The organism is uncultured Desulfobulbus sp., from assembly GCF_963662935.2.
GTDB lineage: Bacteria > Desulfobacterota > Desulfobulbia > Desulfobulbales > Desulfobulbaceae > Desulfobulbus.
Map to the genome: position 1 here is coordinate 578,575 of NZ_CAXXTL010000003.1, position 21,426 is coordinate 600,000.

Genomic DNA, 21,426 nt, shown 5'->3' on the forward strand with positions numbered 1-21,426 from the left:
GGTTATTCCCACACGTAGGTGGCTGAGAGTTCGGGACTTTCCTGCCAGGGGGCCTTCATGTAGCTCCAGACCTTGCTGTTGACCAGCCGATCGATTTCCTGGTAGAAATTGATCGCGCCTTTGAAGCCGGCATAGGGACCGCCGGAATCGTAGCTGTGGAGCTGTTTCATGGGGACACCCAGTTTCTGGATGGAATATTTCTCTTTGATTCCGGCGCAAAAGATGTCTGGTTTCATCAGCTCGACCAATTTTTCGGCTTCGTACTGATTGAGGTCATCAATAATCAGCGCCCCTTTCTCCATATCCGGCATAATGCCGTCGTATTCCTTAAACTTGTACCCGGCCTCTTCCAAGGCTTCCATTTCCTCCGGGCTCTTGCGGGCCCGATAGCGGGCCTCGTCTTTTTCGACCTCAAGTTCCTCGATATTGCGGCTGTCGGCATCCACTTTGAGGAAAGGGATGACCTCGCGGCCTTCGTAATCGTCGCGATGGGCAAATTCATAGCCGGCAGAAACCGTTTTCATGCCCAGTTCGGCAAACAGATCCTGGTAATGATGGGCCCGGCTGCCGCCAAGAAAGAGCATGGCGGTTTTTCCGGTTGTGCGCGGCAATGCCTCTTCGCGAACGGCCTCCACCGCCGGCATTTCCTCGGCAATTACCGCCTCGACCCGATCGATCAGCTTCTGATCCCCGAAATACTCAGCAATCTTGCGTAACGACTTGGCCGACGATTTGGCCCCGATAAAGTTCACTTTGATCCACGGAATCCCGAACTTGGTTTCCATCATGTCAGCCACATAGTTGATGGAGCGGTGGCACATAACACAGCTCAGGTCGGCCATGTGGGCTGAGGCAAACTGGTCGTAGGTCGAGTTGCCGGAAAAGGTTGAGATGGTGGTGATGCCGCATTTTTTCAAAATCCGGTCGATCTCAAAGCCATCGCCGCCGATGTTGTACTCGCCCAGCAAGTTGATCTTGTACTCGCCCGCTTTTTCCTCATTGTTCTCGCCGACCATGTGGGTAAACACCTGGTTGTTGGCGATATGATGACCGGCAGACTGACTGACGCCCTTGTAGCCCTCGCAGCTGAAGGCAAAGACGTTACAATCGCCGAGTTTTTCCTTCATGTTGCGGGCAACGGTATGGATATCGTCGCCGATCAGGCCCACTGGACAGGTGGCAAAAATGGTGATCGCCTTGGGATGGAACAGGTCGTAGATCTCCTGCACCGCCTGGGCCAGCTTCTTCTCGCCGCCGAAAATGATGTCCGAGTCCTGCATGTCGGTGGAAAAGCAGTAGGTCATGAAGTTTTCGCCGTCCGGGCCGGCATCGGTCTGGTTGCGCCGGGTCAGCCAGGCGTAGAAACTACAGCCGATGGGGCCATGCACCAGATTGACGATGTCCCGGGTCGGTCCCATGATAACCCCCTTGCAACCGGCATAGGTGCAGCCGCGCATGGAGATGATGCCAGGAATGGTCCGCACGTTAGCGACGATTTCCGGGGTGGTGTTTTCCAGGGCCTCGTTGATGAGGATCTGCTTGGCCCGTCTGCGGGCCACCTTGGTCGGATATTTTTTCAGCAGCTCTTTTTTAATGTCCGTGGGTTCCCACTGAACGAGCTTTTTCTTTGCAGTTGCCATGTTATTCTCCTTGGGCGCTCAGACTATTGATTTCGTACCGGCTTCGCCCGTTCTCACGCGGACGGCGTCCTTGATCGGCAGGATGAAAATCTTGCCGTCGCCCGGCTTCCCCGTTTTGTTGACGCTGATGATTGATTCAACCACGGTGTTGACAAAATCGTCCTCAACCACAATGGTGACAACTCGTTTGGGATACAGTTTGCCTTTCTCTCCAAGAAGAGAAGCCGCCTCTTCATATCCGTCCTCGGCGCCGGCCAGGATCTGGGTATTGACAAACCCTACTCCCCTGCCGTTGGCCTCGTGGGCAAAAAACGCATCCACTCCAGCCTCGGTCAACGCTTTCTTGGTCTGATTCATCATATTCATGCGCACTATGGCGATAACCTCTTTCATGCTGCAACCTCCGTTGCTCCTTCCTTAACGCCGGAGCTGATGGTGTAAGCGCAATCGACATCGCTGATAAAGATCTTGCCGTCGCCAAAGGCTCCTTTGGTGCCGGAGCGGGCGGTATTCATAATGGTGTTGATCACGAAATCCTTATCTTCTTCCTGGATAACACTCATCAGCATGGTTTTGGGGATCTCGTCATAGGTCACTTCGCCGATTTTGATGCCGCGCTGCTTGCCCCGGCCGGCAACCGAATATTTAGTGACTGCGGGGAATCCGGCATCCATCAGGGCGGCAAGGACGGCGTCTGCTTTTTCGGGTCTGATTATGGCTCTGATCATGATCATCATGGTGGTGGCTCCTTGGTATTATAAACTTATAGTTTGTAGTGTTTCGTTTGCAGGCGTTGGGTTGTTGCTCTGGAGCGCGTAAAGACTCCCGTTAAACCAAGCGGGATCTCTTATGCTTCCATCAGGCCGTACTCCAGCAGCAGCTCTTCCAGCTCTTCAATGGCCAGCGGTTTGGGGATGACGAAATTCTGATTGCCATCAATAGCCCTGGCGAGATTACGATAGGCATCGGCCTGTGTGACCTCAGGGTTCCATTCGATCACGGTCTTGCGGTTGATCTCCGCCCGCTGGACATCATTGTCGCGGGGCACGAAGGCGATCATCTGGGTGCCGATCTTCTTGGCCAGCTCCTCGATCATCTCGCGCTCGTTATCCACGGCCCGCGAGTTGCAGATGAGACCGCCGAGACGAACTTTACCGGATTGGGCAAACTTGGTGATACCTTTACAGATATTGTTGGCCGCATACATGGCCATCATCTCGCCGGAAACAACGATGTAGATCTCTTCGGCCTTGCCATCACGGATCGGCATGGCGAATCCGCCGCAGACAACGTCGCCGAGAACATCGTAGAAGGCATAATCCAATCCTTCGCTCGGGGCATAGGCGCCCAATTGTTCCAGCATATTAATGGAGGTGATGATACCGCGGCCGGCGCAACCGACGCCCGGTTCCGGTCCGCCGGACTCAACGCACCAGGTGCCGCCGTATCCCAACTTGCGGAGATCGTCGAGTTCCACGTCCTCACCTTCCTCACGCAGGGTGTCGAGCACTGATTTCTGGGCCAGACCACCCAACAGCAGCCGGGTGGAATCCGCCTTGGGGTCACAGCCGACCACCATGACTTTTTTGCCCATTTCAACTAAGCCTGCGACCGTGTTCTGGGTGGTGGTGGATTTACCGATGCCGCCTTTACCGTAGATTGCTACCTTTCTCATTGTCCTGTCTCCTTTGCTTTCTATGTGTTCACAAGGTTGATGCTTTCCTTTGCCTGTCAGCCGTCCCCGGTAAACAATCATCTCCGGGTTGCCTCCTCTAAGGCAAGGGGTGTGCCAAAAAGAGCAGCTCATTTTTATGCTTTTATTATCAGCGAGTTATCCAATTAACAAGAACCAGGCTGGCAACAAGAGGGGACAAAGGCCGGCTCCAGGATTGTCGCGAACCAGACAATTTGGTGGCTGTTCGACAAAATTGTCACAGGTCGGATTTATTGAGGGGGGGGAAGGGAGGCAAGTAAAATCAAGGGAGGGGTGCGAGTGCATTGAAAAAGACTGGAGGGGCAGACAATCTTGTTCATTTATGTCATAACCAGAAGATGGTATTTGCAATTTTGAACAATTATTTTTTTAATCAGCGTATTAGCCCCATGGTCTTGCGAGGCAAAATAAGCCCTTTTATCAGTATGTTATTTGAAAAAATTGTCTTATGAGACACAGTCAAATTGGCACAGTGCAAGGTGGATCAATTATTGCTTATCTACGAGAAGGAAAGTTTCACATCCGCTCCGGGTATGTGGGATTCAAACGGGAGAAGAGGGAAATGTCCGTGGAAGAGTCGTCAAAAGCAACAATTACATCAGCGCTTGAAGTGCAGGCTCTGTATAAAATCGTCAATCTCATTGGTTCTGCTGTTCATTTAGACACGGCACTGTCCTCCATCCTTAAAATCTTGCACGACACGCTTCGCATGGAGCGGGCTACCTTGGCCCTGCTTGACGAATCCGGCCTCCACCTTTCCATCCGGGCGTCCTACGGTCTCAGTGTTGAGGAGGAACAGCGCGGCGTTTATGGCCTGAGCGAGGGTATTTACGGCCAGGTTTTTTCGACGGCTTCACCCTTTGTCGTGCCCGACGTCCACAGCGAACCGCTGTTTCTCAATCGCACCGGGGCCAGAGCAAAGATTTCCAAGAAAACCATCTCCTTTATCGGTGTTCCGGTCATCCTGACCGGCGTGACCGTCGGCGTGCTCAGTGTCGACCGGTTGTTCGGATCGGATGTTTCTTTTGAAGAAGATGTCCGGTTTCTCACCGTCCTGGCCGCGCTGATCGCCCAATTTCTCAATCTCCACCGGGCGATCCACAAAGAACGAGAATTACTGGTGCAGGAGAATCTCAGCCTGAAGGAAAAATTACATGGGCGCTACCATCGACATCAGATCATAGGCCAGTCAAAGGCGATGCAGGAGGTCTACTGGAATATTGAACGGGTTGCCCCTTCCGTGGCAACAGTCCTTCTTCTTGGTGAATCGGGGACCGGCAAGGAATTGGTCGCCAGAGCAGTGCATGACGCCAGCCCCCGAAAAGACCGGCCCTTTATCAAGGTGAACTGCGCCGCGCTTCCCGAAAACCTCTTGGAAAGCGAACTGTTCGGTCATGAGAAAGGGGCTTTTACGGGGGCGGTGGTGGCACGGGTCGGCCGTTTTGAACAGGCGGATGGCGGGACTCTCTTTCTGGACGAGATCGGTGAGTTGCCCTTGCTTTTGCAGGCCAAATTACTGCGGGTACTGCAGGAACAGCAGTTTGAACGGTTGGGGGGGTCCAGAACCCTGAGTGTCGATGTCCGGATCATTGCCGCAACCAATATAAATCTCGAGCAGGCGGTCGCCCATGGGCTTTTCCGCAATGACCTCTATTATCGCCTCAACGTGGTGCCGCTCGACCTGCCGCCACTACGGAAACGCCGCGACGATATCCCGCTCCTGCTTGATCATTTCCTCCGGGCAAGCAACAAGCGCAACGAAAAGTCCCTACGAATGTCGCGGGAATTTCTTGATTTTTTGACTGAATATGATTGGCCAGGCAATGTCCGCGAACTGCAAAACCTGGTGGAGCGGCTGGTGATCCTGGCCGCAAGCGAAGTGTTGCGGGTTGAAGAACTCCCCGACTACATGGTGAAACCGGAAATCGGCAACATTCCCCCGGCACTCAGGCCAGCGGTTTCGCAGCCGATCGCGATGCACTCCCAGGTCACAGTCCAGCCTCAGGCGAGAAAATCATTACGGGATCTGGAAAGGGAGCAGGTCGAATCAGCCCTGATCCGCAACGGCTGGGTACAGTCCAGGGCAGCCCGCGAACTCGGTTTGACCCAGCGTCAGATGGGCTACCGGATCAAAAAATTTGACCTGCAGAGCCCCTGATTTCAGCTTCTTGGATCAACCGGGGGTTTTTGATCGGTGACGGAAGAAGAGCGTTCGCAACCGCGAGGCAATCATTCACCAGCAGAACGAAGCACCCGCTTCATTTTCCCCGGCAACTCCCGCCCCAGCAGTTCCTCATAGCGCTGGGTCACCTTGACAAGCCGGTGCAAATCAATGCCGGTTTCCTCGCCCAGCCGCTCAAAAAGATGGACCGCGTCCTCAGCGGCAACATTACCGGCCGCTCCTTTGACAAAGGGGCAGCCGCCCAACCCGCCGACGCACACATCGAATAACCGCACCCCGGCCTCATATCCCGCAAACAAGTTTACCAAACCCAAGCCCCAGGCATCGTGCAGATGGAGAGAGAGCATCGCATCCGGCACCGCATCCCGAACCCTTGCCACCAAGTGCCTGACCTGAAGCGGATGGGCTAGACCGGCGGTATCCGCCAGATTGACCTCCGCCGCCCCGGCTGCCGCCAGCCGTTGCACTGTGGCGAGGACCGCCTCCTCCGCCACCTGCCCCTCGTCGACGCAACCAAAGGCGCATTGCACCCCGCCCCTAACCCTGATTCCCAGGTCAACCGCCTTTCGCACCAGTACGGCCATTTTGCCGAGGGCCGCCCCGGCTGAACAGCCTGCATTCCTGCGACTGTGCGTGTCCGACACCGAGACCGACAAGCTGAGATGCCGCATGCCGCAGCGAACGGCACGATCCAACCCCTGCTCATTGAGCACCAGAGCCGAACACAAAAGATGCGGCCATTCCCCGTGGACCCGTTCCGCCAACTCCTCGGTCTGCCGCATCTGCGGCACTCTGCAGGGATCGACAAAACTGCCGATCTGCAGTCGTCTGACACCGGCCTCTGCCAGCAAGCGAACAATCTCCACTTTTTCGTGCAGACTGAAGAGCCGGTCTTCATCCTGTAACCCGTCCCGGAGAGATTGCTCCTCGAGAGTTATCCCGCCGAATGGACCAGAACCCTGTTGCATGATTTCCTCATTATTCTCACGCCGTTTCGACATGGATTGAAATGGGGGGGGAAGGTCATCGGAAAAGCACTATCCCCTGGTTCTAACGACGATTCGATCCACCCAAGATGCCGCCCAGCAGACCACGCAAGATCTGTCGACCGACCTGGCTACCGACCGTACGCACGGCTTGTTTGGCCATCGTTTCCACCATGCCCTGGCGGCGCTTGGTGCCCCAGAGTAAATCGCTCATCATACTCCCTTGTTCGGAGGGCTTCTCCGGTTCAGCCTGATTGGATCCGGGTGCGACAGTTTCCTTCTCTGCAGTCCGCCGGTTGAGGATCTCGTAGGCCGATTCGCGGTTCACCGGGGTGTCGTACTTGCCGCCCAACGGACTCCGCGCCCTCACGACGGCACGCTCTTCCGGCGTGATCGTCCCTATCCGGCAGCGCGGCGGACAGATGAGCGTACGCTCCACCGGCATCGGCACGCCCTTATCCTGGAGCGTGGAAACCAGCGCCTCGCCAACGCCGAGTTGGGATATGATCTCGGCGACATCAAGCTTGGGATTGGCCACGAAGGTTTCCGCTGCGGTTTTCACTGCCTTCTGGTCACGCGGGGTGTAGGCCCGCAGGGCATGCTGGATGCGGTTCCCGAGCTGTCCCAGAATTTCGCCCGGCACGTCGTCGGGGAATTGGGAACAGAAATACACCCCAACACCCTTGGAGCGGATGAGCCGGACGACCTGTTCCACCCGCTGGCGCAGCGTCGGGGGGGCGTCATCAAAGAGCAGGTGGGCCTCATCAAAGATGAACACCAGTTTAGGCTGGTCAAGGTCGCCCACCTCGGGCAGGTTCTCGAACAGCTCTGACAGCAGCCAGAGCAAAAAACTGGCGTACAATCGCGGCTTGAGGATGAGTTGGTCGGCAACCAGGATGTTGATGATACCGCGGCCGCTGAGGTCGGTTCGCAGCAAGTCGTTCATATCCAGTGCGGGCTCACCGAAGAGGGCTCCTCCACCTTCCCGCTCCAGCACCAGCAGGGCGCGTTGAATGGCGGCCACGGACTGAGTGCTGACCAAGCCATATCGGGTCGAAATCTCCTTGCGATTGTCCGCGACAAAACCGAGCAGAGCTCGCAGATCGTCAAGGTCAAGCAACAACAGACCCTGGTCGTCCGCCAGCTTGAAGACAATTTCAAGCGTACCAGCCTGGGTATCATTGATTTCGAGGATCCGGCCAAGCAGGCTCGGACCAATTTCGCTGATCGTGGTGCGAACCGGATGCCCGGCCCTGCCGAACATATCCCAGAAGACCACCGGGTTCGCCTCATGGGTGTAGCCCTCCATGCCAATTTGGGCAACTCGCTGCTGGATCTTCTCATTGGCGGTACCTGCCAGTGCCAAACCGGAAACATCGCCTTTGACGTCAGCCATGAACACCGGCACGCCCAAACGGGAAAAACCCTCTGCTAACACCTGCAGGGAAATGGTCTTGCCCGTACCGGTGGCTCCCGCGATCAAGCCATGGCGGTTCCCGTATTTGGCGATTAAATGAACGGGCCGTTCGCCCTTGCCAACTAGTATCTGGTTCATGCACTACCTCCTCTTTGACAATGAGAATAATGTCGACTTCTCCTCAATGTACCGGCCTCATGCTTCTACTACGAATTCTGCAAGTTGCCAGTTGTTCGCCACAAGGCAATTTTCCCTGGCGGCAACAGCTACTCCAAGTCGGTCTTTTTTTCCAGGTCACTCCTCCACGTTTCTCTCAGAGCCGCAAAACCTTCTCCTCAAACTTCAGGGTGGCAAAATAATCCTCGGGCTGTTCCTCTCGACGAATCAGCGCAACGCTGCCATCCTGACGCAGGAGCAGCTCCTGGGGCCGCATCTTACCATTATAATTAAAACCCATGGCATGTCCGTGAGCGCCAGTATCCTGAATAATGAGGATATCGCCATCGGCAATCTTCGGCAGTGTCCGCTGGACAGCAAATTTATCGTTGTTTTCGCACAAGGACCCAACCACATCGACGGTTTCGGTCGGCCCACTCCCCTCCTTGCCCAAAACCTCGATATGGTGATAGGCTCCGTAGAGAGCAGGCCGCATCAGGGCGGACATGCAGGCATCGACCCCGATATAGGTGCGGTAAATGTCCTTGCGGTTGATCGCCCGCACCACCAATACCCCGTGCGGTCCGGTCATGAAACGGCCGCTCTCCATCATCAGGGCCGGGCAATAGCCGTGACGGTCCTTGAAATCGACGAACAAGGCGGTAATCTCCTCGCCCATGGCCTCGATGTTCAGAGGTTCGATATCCGGTAGATAGGGGATACCGAGTCCACCGCCGATGTTGATGAACTCAAAGCTGATGCCCAGTTCAGCACTGATGTTTTCAACCAATTCGATCAGCATGGCCGCGGTCTGGACCATGTAGGTGTAGTGGAGCTCATTGGAGGCCAGCATGGTATGCAGGCCAAACCGTTTCGCGCCTCTGGCCTTGGCCTGCCGGTAGGCATCGATGATCTGATTGTGACTGACCCCGTACTTGGCCTCCTCCGGCTTGCCGATGATGTCATTGCCGCGGCGGCGACTGCCGGGGTTGTAGCGGAAACAGATCAGCTCCGGCATGGTCGGCACCTTGTCGATCAGGGTGATGTCGTCCAAATTGAGGATGCAGCCTCCCTCGGCTGCGGCGACCTGAAAATCCTCGGGGCTGGTGTTGTTGGAGGTGAACATGATATCATTGCCCGCCGCGCCCAGGCTCCGGGCCAACATCAGTTCGGTGGTCGAGCTGCAGTCGAACCCAAAGCCCATGTCCCGCATAAGAGCCAGCACGCTCGGGTTGGGCAGGGCCTTGACCGCGTAGTATTCGAGAAAAACGGGAATATCGGCAAAGGCAGCCTTGAGCTGCCGACCGGTCTCGCGAATACCTGCCTCGTCGTAAATGTGAAAGGGGGTGCCGAAGTGGGCGGCAATGGCTGGCAGGTGCGGGTAGAGTCGATCTTTAAAGCCTTGAGTCATCGGCATAACAGTTTCCTCATGCAGTTCAACCGCGGATTGGGATGCGCGCGGTCTCTTTATAGGTTTGCAAAACGGTCGTTGTCCGGGTGGAGACGACCTCATTGATCACAGCGATTTTTTCACGGATAATCGAGGCCAGTTCAGCGGTGTCGGCCACCCGAATCTTGACCAAATAGCCATCCGCTCCCGCCACATAATGGACTTCCTGCACCTCGGGAATGGCGGCCAGTTCCTGGCCGGTTTGCGGCCGATCCCCCACCGAACGGGTTTGGATCTCAATAAAGGCAATCTGGCGGCGGTCAAAGCATTCGGGATTGAGCCGAACCTCATAGCCATCGATAATTCCCTGGCGCTCCATCTTGCGGATCCGCTCCAATACCGCCGAAGGCGCCATTTCCACCTGGCGCGCCACCTCGATATTGGGAATTCGAGCCTTCTCCTGCAGTATTTTCAGGATGTTCAAACTGATTTCATCAAGCATCGGTCACGCTCTCGTGAAAAACAAGGAACAAAAAACAGTTGACTAAAAACCTACCGCAAAGAAAAACGCCATTCAAGAACAAAATTCAGTAAAATATTCCCAGAGCATGATATAATTCAACATATAATTATTCCGACAACACTCTGTTCGCCACAAGTACCAATCTGAAGAATACAAAAAGATGCCGACCAGAGAATAACCCTCCGGTCTTCGCTTCTTCTTCGACAGAGAGGAAGATTCTTGGTATCAAAAACGGAGACGATCATCCCCTGCTCCAATTAAAGGATTTTGACCACTGATGTCTCTCCTGTACACTCTCTTTTCCTCTGTCCTAGCGTTTATCCTGCTGCCGCTCCTCCTTTTTTTTGCCAGCCGAAAAAAATACCGTCATCGGATGTTCAAGCGCTTGGGCTGGGGTCTTGCCGGTCACCTGGCCAGCCTTCCCTCTTCCACAGGGCCAACCTTTTGGATTCACGCCCTTTCCGTGGGCGAGGTAACCTCTGCCCTCCCCTTAGTCCGCGGCCTCCGCGAAGCCTATCCGGAGGCGCGGATTATCTTTTCAACAACCACCAGCTCCGGTAGCGAGGTGGCCCAAAAAATACTCGCGCCCTATGCCGATGCCCTCATCCCCGGTCCGATTGACCTAGGACCGGTTGCGGCTCTGTTTCTTCGAGCTATCCAGCCAGATCTGTTTATTCTGGTGGAAACCGATTTCTGGCCCAATTGGCTGCACTGCTTCACCCGCAGGGGAGTCCCAACGCTTCTGGTCAACGGCCGGTTCTCGGAGCAATCCTTTGCCCGCTACAAGCGTTTTGCCCTCTTCTTCAGACCGATGTTCCGGACCTTTACCCTCCTATCGATGCAAACCGCCGCCGATGCTGCTAAGATGATCGCCCTCGGCATCGAGCCTGAGAAGGTTGCGACTCTCGGCAATCTCAAATTCGACACCAGTCAGGTTTCCGGTTTTCGGGGAGACGATAAAACCGTTGCCATAAAAAAAGAACGATACGGTTTTGCTGCCGCCAAGCCGCTCTGGGTCTGCGGCTCGACTCATCGCGGCGAGGAAGAGCTGATCTTCCCTGTTTTTAAGCAGCTCCAGACAAGCGTTCAAGATCTGCAACTCTTGATCGCGCCCCGAAATGTTGAGCGGGCCGAGGAGATAGCCGCTCTCGGCAGGCAGCACAACCTCGAATGCCGGCGTTGGGGGAGCGACAAGGGCAAACCGGGACCACTGCTTATCCTTGACACCATCGGCGACTTGGCGGCCTGCTACGCCATGGCGGATGCGGTCTTTGTTGGTGGCAGCCTGGTGGCCGAAGGCGGACATAATCCTATAGAGCCGGCCATCGCCGGGGCACCGGTTCTTTTTGGACCGCACATGGAAGATTTTGCGGAAATTGCCGAGGAACTGATCCATGGCGGGGGAGCACGCCGGATTGAATCGGCTGACGCCCTTCTCGATGCTCTCCGCCAACTGTTGCTCGACACGCCGCTGCGTCAATCGATGGCGAATGCTGCCCGGGCAAGCATCCAGGCCCACCAGGGCGTTGTCCGCAGCCACCTGGAAGCTATCGACACCCTCCTTTTCGGGAAGCCCTCGGCCGGATAACACATGGATTGGCTGGTTCGCCGCTGCACCGAAAACCTCTTAATCAGCGTCACCATCTGCTTTATCGCCGGAGCAAGTGCCACCTCCTGCTTCGCCCACCCCCTCTCCGAACAACCGCTGATCCTTTTCATTAGACCGCTGCTGCTGGTCTCGGCTATACTTGCCTTGTGCCTCGGGCGCCAGATACGCCCCCTTTCCACCCTACCCTTTTTCTTCCTGATCGGCTTTTTTCACACCCACCTGGCGCTGCAGCCGGTCTCGGATCCCAATCATGTTGCCGGCATCATTTCCGGACCGGCCAAGGTCACCTTGATCGGCCGCATCCTCACCATGGCGGAAAACAACGGCGAGCGAACCCGGTTTGAACTCGACTGCGAGTCCCTGCTGCTCCATGACAACACCCAACAATCCACATTTCAGCCGGCTCGAGGTAAGGTGCTGCTCTCTGTCCAGGGGGCCATCGATCCACAATTCCTGCCGGGAAAAAAGATCATGGTCATGGCCACGGTTGACCGCATCCGCAACTATCAAACCCCGGGAGCTTTCAACTACCTCTTGCAGATGGCCACCAAATCGATTTCCTGCTCGGGATGGGTCCAATCTGCCAAGGAAATCCTCCCCGTGGGGGAACCCTCTCGATCAACCTGGCGCGATCTGCCTTTTCTCCCTGAACAGGTTCGACAACAGACGGCAGATTTTCTCGACGCCCATTTCGACCGCGAAGTTGCAGGGCTATACCAAGCCCTGCTCATTGGCTCCACGGTCAATATCTCGCCGCAAATCATCGAGGCTTTCAAAGAGAACGGCTGCTTTCATGTGCTGTCGATTTCTGGACTCCACCTCAGCCTGCTCGGCCTGTTCAGTGTTGCCCTGTTCACGTTTTTGCTCAAACGAAGCACTTGGCTGCTACTTCACACCCATGTGCCCACCTTGGCGCTAGTGTTGACCGCCCCGATTCTTCTGTTCTACATCTTTATCGCTGGTTTCAATATCCCGGCAATCAGAGCCTTGGCCACAGCGCTCCTGGTACTGTTCGCCGTTGTTCTGCGCCGGCAACGATCCCTGATTCACCTGATCGCCGCAGCCGCCCTCATTGTTCTAGCTCTCACTCCGTTGGCTCTTTTCACCGCCTCGTTTCAGCTTTCCTTTGCCGCAGTCTTGGCAATCAATCTGGTGTATCCCAGGCTGCCCTTGTTTATCACCCAGCAGGAGAGATCAGTTCAAGAAGAGCACCTATTGGTCAAACCGCTTCGATTCTTACAATCCATGCTGTACGTTTCTTTGGCTGCGACCGCCGGAACCTTGCCGATCTTGCTCTATCACTTCAACCGCTTTTCCCTGATTGGTCCGGTTATGAACCTAGCCATCGAGCCCCTGCTCTGCCTCTGGGCCTTGCCCTGCGGCCTGCTGGCCATCCCGCTGATTCCGATCCTGCCGGATCTGGCCCATTTCTTTTTTCAAATCGGCCAGCCGGGCATCCTTCTCACGGTTTGGCTGGCCGAGGCCGTAGCCGGTTTACCTTACGCCTCGATATGGACCATCACCCCGACCGTTCCGGAAATCGCCCTGTTTTTCCTCATTCTTTTCCTCCTGCTTCGGCCGCAAAAAACAATTCGACAACTCGCCTTGGTTCTAGGCCTCATACTCCTCCTGGCCGGCTCTTTTACCCTGTCCCTATGGCGCCCAGATAACAGCCGCTTATTAAGCATCAATTTTCTCGATGTCGGCCAGGGTACCTCCACCCTGGTGCAACTGCCCGACGGCACCAACATCCTGATTGACGGCGGCGGCTACCAGACAGAGCAATTCGATCCCGGCCAAAGCCTTATCGCCCCCTTTCTCTGGCGCAACCGCATCTGGCGGCTCGACGACCTGATCATTACCCACCCCCACCAGGATCATTACAATGGCCTTTCCTTTGTCGCTGCCCATTTCCGGCCGCAGCGCTTGATCGTTAACGGAGAAAAAGGAGAGGAGCCGTCCTATGGATTATTATTGGATGCAATTCGCATGGAGGGAGCAACTATACAGACAGCAACAGCGGGAGACGTCCTCCATCAAAACCACGACTTGACCTTACAATGCGTGGGTATGAATGGTCTTCTAGGGGCCAGCACAGCCTGGTCAACCAATGACCGCAGCCTGGTCCTTCGGCTGCACTATGGTGCGCGCAGTTTCTTATTCCCTGCGGACATCGGCATCGCAAGTGAACACAGGCTCCTGCAGCACGGCGACAATTTCAAATCCGAGGTGTTGCTAGCCCCGCATCATGGCAGCCGCTCTTCAGTGGGTGAGGAGTTCCTGGCAGCGGTCAACCCGGCCCTTGTTGTTGTCTCTGCCGGCCAACGGAGCCAGGGAACCTTGCCATCTCCGGAACATCTCAGCCAGTGGCGACAAAAGAAAATACTTACGCTGATCACCGCCGAAGCAGGAACAATAACCTGCCGCACCGACGGAAGGCTCCTGCGCACCAACACTTTTGGGGGTGAAAGCTATCTGTTTGACGAGTCGAGCAGGGAATTCGTTCGCGAAAAGTGAGACTTGAAAGGGTAAGACTTATACGGTATGTTGCCCAATTAAAGCAGAACGCACTTCAACTGAGAGAGGAAAAGAATCGATGATGGTTTTTGGCAAAAAATGTCCCGCCTGCGGTGGAGTACGATTGATTGCCAGGCCGCCGGTGTCCCGGATTGCCACCTTGCCGACAGCCCGGAGTTATGCGTGCGCCGATTGCCAGCAACAGTTGATCTTTTTGTTCCCATTTTCCATCGGCGTGGAAAACAGGCATTTTGCCCGAAAACAGCTGCCTTCCTTTTTCCTGGTCCGCATCCCCGGTGGCACGAACCAGTATGCGCGAATCAAGAATATCAGCGAGGGCGGCCTCTGTTTTGATCAGCATTACAACGCAGCCCCCATCAGTCACCGTTTTTTCAAACTGGATCTCTACAACTGCAACGACGGCGCTTCTCTGGAACAACTTCCGGCCGAAATCGTTGCCACCTCTGAGCAACTTTTGGAGGTAAACGGAATCAAAAGCACGATCCTTAACAATAGTGCCCGATTTATCGACCTCAATCAGGCGCAAATTAAAGTGCTGCGCACCTGCCTTACCCAATACGGCATATGACTCGTCCTCACGGTTACCACCCTGTTAAATCTCGGTAAAATCCGAGGGCTGGTGCCGCAAGAATTTAAGAAAACGTCCTTTCTCGTAACAATTGGTGTAAGCGTCCTCGGCACTGATCTTCTTCTTTTCCAGCAGTTCAAAAATTGCATCATCCAAGGTCTGCATGCCGAACTTCTTTCCAGTCTGCATGATCGAGGGAATCTGATAGGTCTTGCCTTCGCGGATCAGGTTACGGACAGCCGCGGTGCAAATCAAAATCTCCAGGGCTGCCACTCGGCCCTTAATATCGACCCGTTTGAACAACGTCTGCGAAACCACGGCACGCAGGGCGTCGGACAGAGTGGAGCGCACCTGCCCCTGTTGGTTGGCTGGGAAGATCTCAACTACCCGGTCGACTGTCTTCATGGCATTCATAGTATGTAGGGTACCGAAAACAAGATGACCGGTCATGGAGGCCTCCATGGCCAGCGAAATGGTTTCCAAATCGCGCATCTCACCCACCAAGATGATGTCAGGGTCCTCGCGGAGAGCACCGCGCAGGGCGGCGGAAAAACTTCGGGTATGCGTTCCCACCTCGCGATGGTTAATGATGCAGTTCTGGCTTTTATGGACAAACTCAATGGGATCTTCGATAGTAAGGATATGATCTTTTCGGATTTTGTTGCATTCGTCGATGATTGCGGCCAGAGTGGTCGACTTGCCCGAGCCGGTTGGGCCGGTGACCAAGACCAGTCCCTTGGGTAAGGAAGCCAAGCGTGAAACCACCTTGGGCAGTCCGAGCTGTTCACAGGTGAGAATATCGCTGGGGATCTCCCGGAACACCGCGCCCACGCCGTATTTCTGTTGAAAAAAGTTGCAGCGGTAGCGAGCCAATCCTGGAATTTCGTACCCAAAATCCATATCGCCGGTTTCTTCAAAGATCTTGATTTTGTCTTCCGGGCAGATCTCATAGAGCATGCTCTTCAGCCCTTCGTTATCCAGAACCTTGAATTTCACCCGCTCCATATCCCCACGGATGCGAAGAACCGGTTGTTGCCCGGCCATCACATGCAGGTCGGAAGCGCCTTCGTCGTTCATCAACTTAAAAAAAGCATCTATCTGGGCCATGGTTGCTGCTCCTCATGTGTTCTTCACTGAATCGGCAAAACAGTTTTGCTTGTAGCGTATCAAAAATTTCCCGAGATGTTTAACGATATCATCGGCCTTGAAAAAACTTTACCCAAGTGACGGCGCAACCGAATATGGAGAGTTTCGTTCTCCAAGGATTGTCCCCTGTAAAACAGCTCTCGCGGTCAGGATGTCCGGTCTGATTCAAGAAATGACCAATGCCGCGAGCGACTTCCGAGCAAACACGGCTTGGGGTTCAGTGCAGCCCTTCACCGCCACTGCCTGCAAGAAGCACCGCTCCGCCCGTTTTTTCCACTTCCGGAGTAAACAGATCCGCCCCAGCAGCAGAAGCCCCTCGACATGACTGCGCCGCAGTTGCAGACATTGCCTGACAGCTCCCAATGCTCCGTTGTGATCCCCAATATGCAGCAACGCCCGGCTCAACCGACACCAGTGATCCGGATTAAAGTTATCAAGCGCCAGCGCCTTTCGGCAAAGGGTCAAGCCAACATCATCTCCCTCCCCCTGCTCGACATAGAGCAAACCAAGAGTGCTCAAGGATATACTGTCTTGAGGAAAGAGTTGCAGGGCTCGCTGGCAGGCCTTGATCGCTTCTTCCGGTTGCCCGTTCTCCAGATACGACTGACCAAGAAGCCGGTGCAGGATAAATTCCTTCTCACTGCCCGGAGAGGTACGCCAATGCTCGAAGACGGCAAGGGCTTTAGCATGATCCCCAAATTCGGCATAGAGCTTGCCCATTGACAGGAGCAATTCCTGGGGAGCGGCAGTTGCCTGATCCAAAACCAGGTACGCCTGTTCAAAACATTCCAATGCCAGTTCCCTGATGCCCAGTGTGAGTTGGACATGACCAAGATTGACCAAGGCCATGTAATTCAAGGGTTCCTTTGCCAGCGCCTCCTGAAAGCACGTCGCGGCTAGTCGCTCCTGACCACATTCCACCAAGGTGACTCCAAGGCTATTAAGGAGGTTCAAATCACCAGGCTGCAGACGCAATCCGCGCCGATATTCACGAATGGCGGCCCGATAGTCACCCTCTTCGAAAAAAAAGTCACCGCTGACATTGAGACTCAAATGATCAAAGATAACTGTGGTTCCCTGACCTAAATAGGAGCTGTGCAGAAGTGCCTTCAAACAGTTTCCCGGTATATCGCTCTTGTTGAAATCCAAGCAAGGCCAGGAGGCGACCCCCAGGGCAACAATTTGATCGTCACCACAACACTCCCGATACTTTTTATGTATAGATGCGAGATGTTGTCCAACGTCCCCTGGCTCTATTTCCGGCAAAAGAATCAGAGCCAGATTGGCCTCCTCGCCGATATACAAGCCAACATCAACGGATGCCCCGGCCAACACCTCGGTTCCTACGGCCGGATGTCCCACCGTAAGCTGACGGGAAATAATCACTAGGGTAAATTGGGAAAGTCCTCGCCAGTATTCTTTCAACTTTCCAAGTAGCTTGGGTTGAGCGAGCTGAAAAGGATGCGGGAGCCGCTCATCAATGGCATCTATATCGCAAAGCCCAAAAGGACCGCGTTTTTCAGCTATGGTCAAAGAGCGCCAAAATTTTTCGAACACATTTGGCAACGCCTGACTTTCGCATTCGGTCACTTGGGCAAATCCAATCTGCACCCTGCTCAAACCTTCTCGCTTCAGCTGATGCTGCAGATAGTGCGCTGTTTTCAAAGCCTCTTCCCGGCTCTCCACCGGCAGCAGTAACCCGAACACGCCATAGCCAAACGAAAAACAATGTGTTTGGGTCAGCACCTGAAGCAGATCGGCGATCTCCCTTAATTTTTGCAGATTGCCCGCTGCAGTTCGTCTGTGAAAAACCGTATTCAACAGGAGGAAAAAACCCGGATGCCCAAAAGGCGGCTCCTGTAAATAAACCATCGCGGCACGGCGATTATAGAGTTCCGCTTCCGGATCAATATACCCCCAATGCACCAATTGAAGTTCCTGAAGAAGGGTGGTACGCATTTCCCGTAGCCAACTGGCCGACATCTTTCTCAATAATGCGGGATCGACATCGGAAATCACCACGGCAACGCATTCTTTGGAGGGCAACTCCAGAGGGAGAATGAGCCGGTCGTCGACAATTCTGGGGTCACTGAAAATGGGCAACTGTGAAAGGTTAGCGCTCATTGCAATTGTCGAACGAGCTTGCAGAGGATGCAAAGAACCATCGGGGGCAAAAGTGGCAAAACTGACTGTAGCGGGTAGAGGGAGCAGTCGTTTCACCTCTTCAGCCAGAGGTGCATGCAGAATATAAAAATCACCAAGAGATAACATGGAGCCTATTGCCGGTATTGAATTTGTTTATCATCTGCCTCAATCTTCGTCTTTGTTCAGCGCGAACTGGAGGCTTTCTGCGAGGAGGTCGATTTCATCATCGGCAACAGTCCGCATGTCGAGAAGAAAACAACCCTCTTCCATTCTGCCGATAACCGGTAGAGGGGCCTGCCGCAGCCTTTTCTCCAGATGACTGATTTTCAATGTTTTGGGTTGCACGGCCACGGCCCAACTGTCTAAATTTTGCTCTGGCATGGCCCCACCCCCTACACGCGAAAAGGTGCGAACCAGGGAGAAGACGCCCTTTTCAGCAAGCAGGCTCGTACATTTGTCATACAGAATACGTGCTCGCTTCTGGATTATTTCCGACGAAGCGGCGATCATAGCGAGAGTTGGAATCTCCTGCAAGGCTCGAGACTCATCGAGATACAGCCGCAACACGGATTCCAGTGCGGCCAAGGTCAACTTATCGATGCGCAACGCTCTATTCAACGGATTACTTTTGATCTGATCGATAAATCTTTTTTTGCCGACAATGATGCCAGCTTGGGGTCCACCCAGTAATTTGTCGCCGCTGAAAGTAACAATATCCATACCGCTGGCAACAACTTCCTGGACAGTTGGTTCCTTGGCCAACCCAAAACTGCTCAAGTCAATCAAACACCCGGAACCAAGATCTTCCATCACCGGAATATCGTGAGACTTCCCTAAACGTACCAAGTCAGCATTGGCCACCTCCCCAGTAAACCCGATAATCCGGTAATTACTACAATGAACCCGCAGCAGCAGCCCTGTTTCATTGGTAATGGCGGCTTGATAATCTTGATAATGGGTACGGTTGGTAGTACCGACCTCAATCAGTTTAGCGCCGCTTCGAATCATAATATCGGGGATACGAAAGGAACCTCCGATTTCAACAAGTTGGCCACGGGAAACAACCACTTCTTTTCCCTTGGCCAAAGTTTCCAGAGCAATCAGAACGGCTGCCGCATTATTGTTCACAACCAGCGCCGCCTCGGATCCGGTCAGTTCGCACAACAAGCTGTCAACATGTTGATAGCGAGAACCTCGTTTTCCTGTTTCTAGATTTAATTCTAGATTCGAATAGCTCCTACTGGCAGAGATCAGCGTCTCTATAGAAAATACGGGAAGAAGCGATCGTCCCAAATTGGTATGAACGATAACACCGGTTCCATTAATGACGCGAGAATAATGCGGGCGATGATAATTTTGCACGAAAACAGCAAGATCACGGAACAAGGTTTCCCTTTCAGACACAGGAAAACCCTCGTACTTGTCGGACAATATCGACAATCGTAATCTCTCAAGATAAAGTCGGACACAGAATTTTATTCGCCGCAGCGGGACATCATCGAGAACACCCGACGCAATAAGGTAATTAATGCAGTCGTGAACGTTAGGAATATCTCTGAGCGAGGGAGTAAATTGGCGATCCATTCAGGGAATAATTTATTTTTAGAGTTTTATAGTCAGCGAAATGGACGAGGAGTTTCGCATAGCGAGAAGCTCCGCTTAATACATTGGCATGTTACGATAAAGAGACACTAGAAAGCAAACAGAAAAAAATCATTAAAAACCAGTTATTTAAAAATGGCGGTCGCATTAAAGGATCAAACAACAAAAAAGGCATTGACATTCACCACCCCTTTTTGTATTTTCGCCCTCCGTTGCTTCAAGGAAAGCATTTGCAGCAAGCGCCCCGAAAGAAACACAAAGAAAGTGATTGACATCGGAGTGGAAAACAAGTTATAGTGCTGACTCGCAGCAAACACTGCGTGGCACCATCCTGACCGATTGGTTGGGATTTTGATCTTTGAAAACTGAACAGTAAATGAGCGGGCCAAGTAGTACATTGGTTTGATTTGGACAAAGTCCAGTCTGTTAGACTGGCTAGGATATTAAACTGGAGAGTTTGATCCTGGCTCAGAACGAACGCTGGCGGCGTGCTTAACACATGCAAGTCGAACGCGAAAGGGACTTCGGTCCTGAGTAAAGTGGCGCACGGGTGAGTAACGCGTAGATAACCTGTCTTCGTGTCTGGAATAATACACCGAAAGGGGTACTAATACCGGATAATCTTGCTTTTCATAAGTTTTGCAAGCAAAGGTGGCCTCTGGCTTAAGCTACTGCATGAAGAGGGGTCTGCGTACCATTAGCTAGTAGGTGGGGTAAAGGCCTACCTAGGCAACGATGGTTAGCGGGTCTGAGAGGATGATCCGCCACACTGGCACTGGAACACGGGCCAGACTCCTACGGGAGGCAGCAGTGAGGAATATTGCGCAATGGGGGCAACCCTGACGCAGCGACGCCGCGTGAGTGAGGAAGGCCTTCGGGTCGTAAAGCTCTGTCAAAGGGAAAGAAATGTATAATGGCTAATACCTGTTATATTTGACGGTACCCTTAAAGGAAGCACCGGCTAACTCCGTGCCAGCAGCCGCGGTAATACGGAGGGTGCAAGCGTTGTTCGGAATTACTGGGCGTAAAGGGCGCGTAGGCGGTTTGATAAGTCAGATGTGAAAGCCCACGGCTTAACTGTGGAAGTGCATTTGAAACTGTCAGACTTGAGTACCAGAGGGGAAAGTGGAATTCCCGGTGTAGAGGTGAAATTCGTAGATATCGGGAGGAATACCGGTGGCGAAGGCGACTTTCTGGCTGGATACTGACGCTGAGGCGCGAAAGCGTGGGGAGCAAACAGGATTAGATACCCTGGTAGTCCACGCTGTAAACGATGTCAACTAGATGTAGGGGGTGTTGATCCCTTCTGTGTCGCAGCTAACGCATTAAGTTGACCGCCTGGGGAGTACGGTCGCAAGATTAAAACTCAAAGGAATTGACGGGGGCCCGCACAAGCGGTGGAGTATGTGGTTTAATTCGATGCAACGCGAAGAACCTTACCTGGTCTTGACATCCCAGAAATCCCTTGGAAACTTGGGAGTGCTTCCATTAGGAAGAATCTGGAGACAGGTGCTGCATGGCTGTCGTCAGCTCGTGTCGTGAGATGTTGGGTTAAGTCCCGCAACGAGCGCAACCCTTGCCTTTAGTTGCCAGCAGTTCGGCTGGGCACTCTAAAGGGACTGCCGGTGTTAAACCGGAGGAAGGTGGGGATGACGTCAAGTCCTCATGGCCTTTATGACCAGGGCTACACACGTACTACAATGGCCGATACAAAGGGCAGCGACATCGCGAGGTGAAGCCAATCCCATAAAATCGGTCTCAGTCCGGATTGGAGTCTGCAACTCGACTCCATGAAGTTGGAATCGCTAGT

The 21,426-nt window shown here is 53.9% G+C and carries 15 protein-coding genes and 1 rRNA gene (1 of these 16 only partly in view); 5 read left to right on the forward strand and 11 right to left on the reverse strand.

Annotated elements, in window-relative coordinates:
* Positions 1-2 precede the first annotated feature (2 nt).
* From nifD to nifH, 4 genes are all read right to left on the reverse strand, one after another.
* Positions 3-1,640 (reverse strand): nitrogenase molybdenum-iron protein alpha chain, encoded by a 1,638-nt coding sequence (gene nifD / locus ACHZCX_RS21320; protein WP_319589217.1) that lies wholly within the window; start codon positions 1,638-1,640, stop codon positions 3-5.
* 18 nt (positions 1,641-1,658) lie between these two features.
* A complete protein-coding gene (locus ACHZCX_RS21325) occupies positions 1,659-2,033 on the reverse strand; it encodes a P-II family nitrogen regulator (RefSeq protein ID WP_319589218.1) in 375 nt (124 codons plus the stop codon).
* Positions 2,030-2,377, reverse strand: a complete 348-nt coding sequence (locus ACHZCX_RS21330) for a P-II family nitrogen regulator (protein WP_319589219.1) — start codon at positions 2,375-2,377, stop codon at positions 2,030-2,032. Before ACHZCX_RS21330 ends, ACHZCX_RS21325 begins: the two co-directional genes overlap by 4 nt.
* A 110-nt stretch (positions 2,378-2,487) precedes the next feature.
* Positions 2,488-3,315, reverse strand: a complete 828-nt coding sequence (gene nifH / locus ACHZCX_RS21335) for a nitrogenase iron protein (protein ID WP_319589220.1) — start codon at positions 3,313-3,315, stop codon at positions 2,488-2,490.
* A 601-nt stretch (positions 3,316-3,916) separates the two neighbouring features.
* On the opposite strand from nifH, the gene nifA reads away from it, so the two are divergent.
* Positions 3,917-5,512, forward strand: coding sequence for a nif-specific transcriptional activator NifA (gene nifA / locus ACHZCX_RS21340; RefSeq protein WP_319589221.1), 1,596 nt, complete (start codon positions 3,917-3,919; stop codon positions 5,510-5,512).
* A 71-nt stretch (positions 5,513-5,583) separates the two neighbouring features.
* Here the strand turns inward: nifA and ACHZCX_RS21345 are convergent, their stop codons facing one another.
* From ACHZCX_RS21345 to ACHZCX_RS21360, 4 genes are all read right to left on the reverse strand, one after another.
* The gene (locus tag ACHZCX_RS21345) at positions 5,584-6,504 is read right to left on the reverse strand and encodes a hydroxymethylglutaryl-CoA lyase (RefSeq protein ID WP_319589222.1); all 921 of its coding nucleotides are present in this window, start codon (positions 6,502-6,504) and stop codon (positions 5,584-5,586) included.
* A gap of 82 nt (positions 6,505-6,586) precedes the next feature.
* Positions 6,587-8,077 (reverse strand): helicase HerA-like domain-containing protein, encoded by a 1,491-nt coding sequence (locus ACHZCX_RS21350; RefSeq protein WP_319589223.1) that lies wholly within the window; start codon positions 8,075-8,077, stop codon positions 6,587-6,589.
* Positions 8,078-8,252: 175 nt separating this feature from the next.
* Entirely contained in the window at positions 8,253-9,512 is a 1,260-nt protein-coding gene (locus ACHZCX_RS21355; RefSeq protein ID WP_319589224.1) for a diaminopimelate decarboxylase, read from the reverse strand.
* Between the two features lie 19 nt (positions 9,513-9,531).
* The gene (locus ACHZCX_RS21360; RefSeq protein WP_319589225.1) at positions 9,532-9,987 is read right to left on the reverse strand and encodes an Lrp/AsnC family transcriptional regulator; all 456 of its coding nucleotides are present in this window, start codon (positions 9,985-9,987) and stop codon (positions 9,532-9,534) included.
* A gap of 298 nt (positions 9,988-10,285) precedes the next feature.
* On the opposite strand from ACHZCX_RS21360, the gene ACHZCX_RS21365 reads away from it, so the two are divergent.
* The 3 genes from ACHZCX_RS21365 to ACHZCX_RS21375 all read left to right on the forward strand — a co-directional run bounded on the left by ACHZCX_RS21365 (position 10,286) and on the right by ACHZCX_RS21375 (position 14,723).
* On the forward strand, positions 10,286-11,596 hold the full coding sequence (locus ACHZCX_RS21365; RefSeq protein ID WP_319589226.1) for a 3-deoxy-D-manno-octulosonic acid transferase: 1,311 nt from the start codon (positions 10,286-10,288) through the stop codon (positions 11,594-11,596).
* A gap of 3 nt (positions 11,597-11,599) precedes the next feature.
* Positions 11,600-14,134, forward strand: a complete 2,535-nt coding sequence (locus ACHZCX_RS21370) for a DNA internalization-related competence protein ComEC/Rec2 (protein WP_319589227.1) — start codon at positions 11,600-11,602, stop codon at positions 14,132-14,134.
* A 79-nt stretch (positions 14,135-14,213) separates the two neighbouring features.
* Positions 14,214-14,723 (forward strand): PilZ domain-containing protein, encoded by a 510-nt coding sequence (locus ACHZCX_RS21375; RefSeq protein ID WP_319589228.1) that lies wholly within the window; start codon positions 14,214-14,216, stop codon positions 14,721-14,723.
* 24 nt (positions 14,724-14,747) lie between these two features.
* Here the strand turns inward: ACHZCX_RS21375 and ACHZCX_RS21380 are convergent, their stop codons facing one another.
* From ACHZCX_RS21380 to selA, 3 genes are all read right to left on the reverse strand, one after another.
* Positions 14,748-15,830, reverse strand: a complete 1,083-nt coding sequence (locus tag ACHZCX_RS21380; protein ID WP_319589229.1) for a type IV pilus twitching motility protein PilT — start codon at positions 15,828-15,830, stop codon at positions 14,748-14,750.
* A gap of 204 nt (positions 15,831-16,034) precedes the next feature.
* Positions 16,035-17,993 carry a tetratricopeptide repeat protein gene (locus ACHZCX_RS21385; RefSeq protein WP_319589230.1) on the reverse strand — a complete coding sequence of 653 codons (1,959 nt, stop codon included), beginning with the start codon at positions 17,991-17,993 and terminating at the stop codon, positions 16,035-16,037.
* Between the two features lie 186 nt (positions 17,994-18,179).
* Entirely contained in the window at positions 18,180-19,598 is a 1,419-nt protein-coding gene (gene selA / locus ACHZCX_RS21390; RefSeq protein WP_319589231.1) for an L-seryl-tRNA(Sec) selenium transferase, read from the reverse strand.
* Between the two features lie 463 nt (positions 19,599-20,061).
* Here selA and ACHZCX_RS21395 point away from each other — a divergent pair.
* A 16S ribosomal RNA gene (locus tag ACHZCX_RS21395) occupies positions 20,062-21,426 on the forward strand; it runs 194 nt beyond the window's last position.

What these genes read in the sequence shown, in the direction of transcription:
- ACHZCX_RS21370 (WP_319589227.1), top strand. Translation starts at nt 11,600, where the DNA reads ATGGATTGGCTGGTTCGCCGCTGCACCGAAAACCTCTTAATCAGCGTC.
- nifD (WP_319589217.1), bottom strand. Translation starts at nt 1,640, where the DNA reads ATGGCAACTGCAAAGAAAAAGCTCGTTCAGTGGGAACCCACGGACATT.
- ACHZCX_RS21375 (WP_319589228.1), top strand. Translation starts at nt 14,214, where the DNA reads ATGATGGTTTTTGGCAAAAAATGTCCCGCCTGCGGTGGAGTACGATTG.
- ACHZCX_RS21355 (WP_319589224.1), bottom strand. Translation starts at nt 9,512, where the DNA reads ATGCCGATGACTCAAGGCTTTAAAGATCGACTCTACCCGCACCTGCCA.
- ACHZCX_RS21345 (WP_319589222.1), bottom strand. Translation starts at nt 6,504, where the DNA reads ATGCAACAGGGTTCTGGTCCATTCGGCGGGATAACTCTCGAGGAGCAA.
- ACHZCX_RS21380 (WP_319589229.1), bottom strand. Translation starts at nt 15,830, where the DNA reads ATGGCCCAGATAGATGCTTTTTTTAAGTTGATGAACGACGAAGGCGCT.
- ACHZCX_RS21325 (WP_319589218.1), bottom strand. Translation starts at nt 2,033, where the DNA reads ATGAAAGAGGTTATCGCCATAGTGCGCATGAATATGATGAATCAGACC.
- ACHZCX_RS21385 (WP_319589230.1), bottom strand. Translation starts at nt 17,993, where the DNA reads ATGAGCGCTAACCTTTCACAGTTGCCCATTTTCAGTGACCCCAGAATT.
- ACHZCX_RS21350 (WP_319589223.1), bottom strand. Translation starts at nt 8,077, where the DNA reads ATGAACCAGATACTAGTTGGCAAGGGCGAACGGCCCGTTCATTTAATC.
- selA (WP_319589231.1), bottom strand. Translation starts at nt 19,598, where the DNA reads ATGGATCGCCAATTTACTCCCTCGCTCAGAGATATTCCTAACGTTCAC.
- ACHZCX_RS21365 (WP_319589226.1), top strand. Translation starts at nt 10,286, where the DNA reads ATGTCTCTCCTGTACACTCTCTTTTCCTCTGTCCTAGCGTTTATCCTG.
- nifH (WP_319589220.1), bottom strand. Translation starts at nt 3,315, where the DNA reads ATGAGAAAGGTAGCAATCTACGGTAAAGGCGGCATCGGTAAATCCACC.
- ACHZCX_RS21330 (WP_319589219.1), bottom strand. Translation starts at nt 2,377, where the DNA reads ATGATGATCATGATCAGAGCCATAATCAGACCCGAAAAAGCAGACGCC.
- nifA (WP_319589221.1), top strand. Translation starts at nt 3,917, where the DNA reads ATGTCCGTGGAAGAGTCGTCAAAAGCAACAATTACATCAGCGCTTGAA.
- ACHZCX_RS21360 (WP_319589225.1), bottom strand. Translation starts at nt 9,987, where the DNA reads ATGCTTGATGAAATCAGTTTGAACATCCTGAAAATACTGCAGGAGAAG.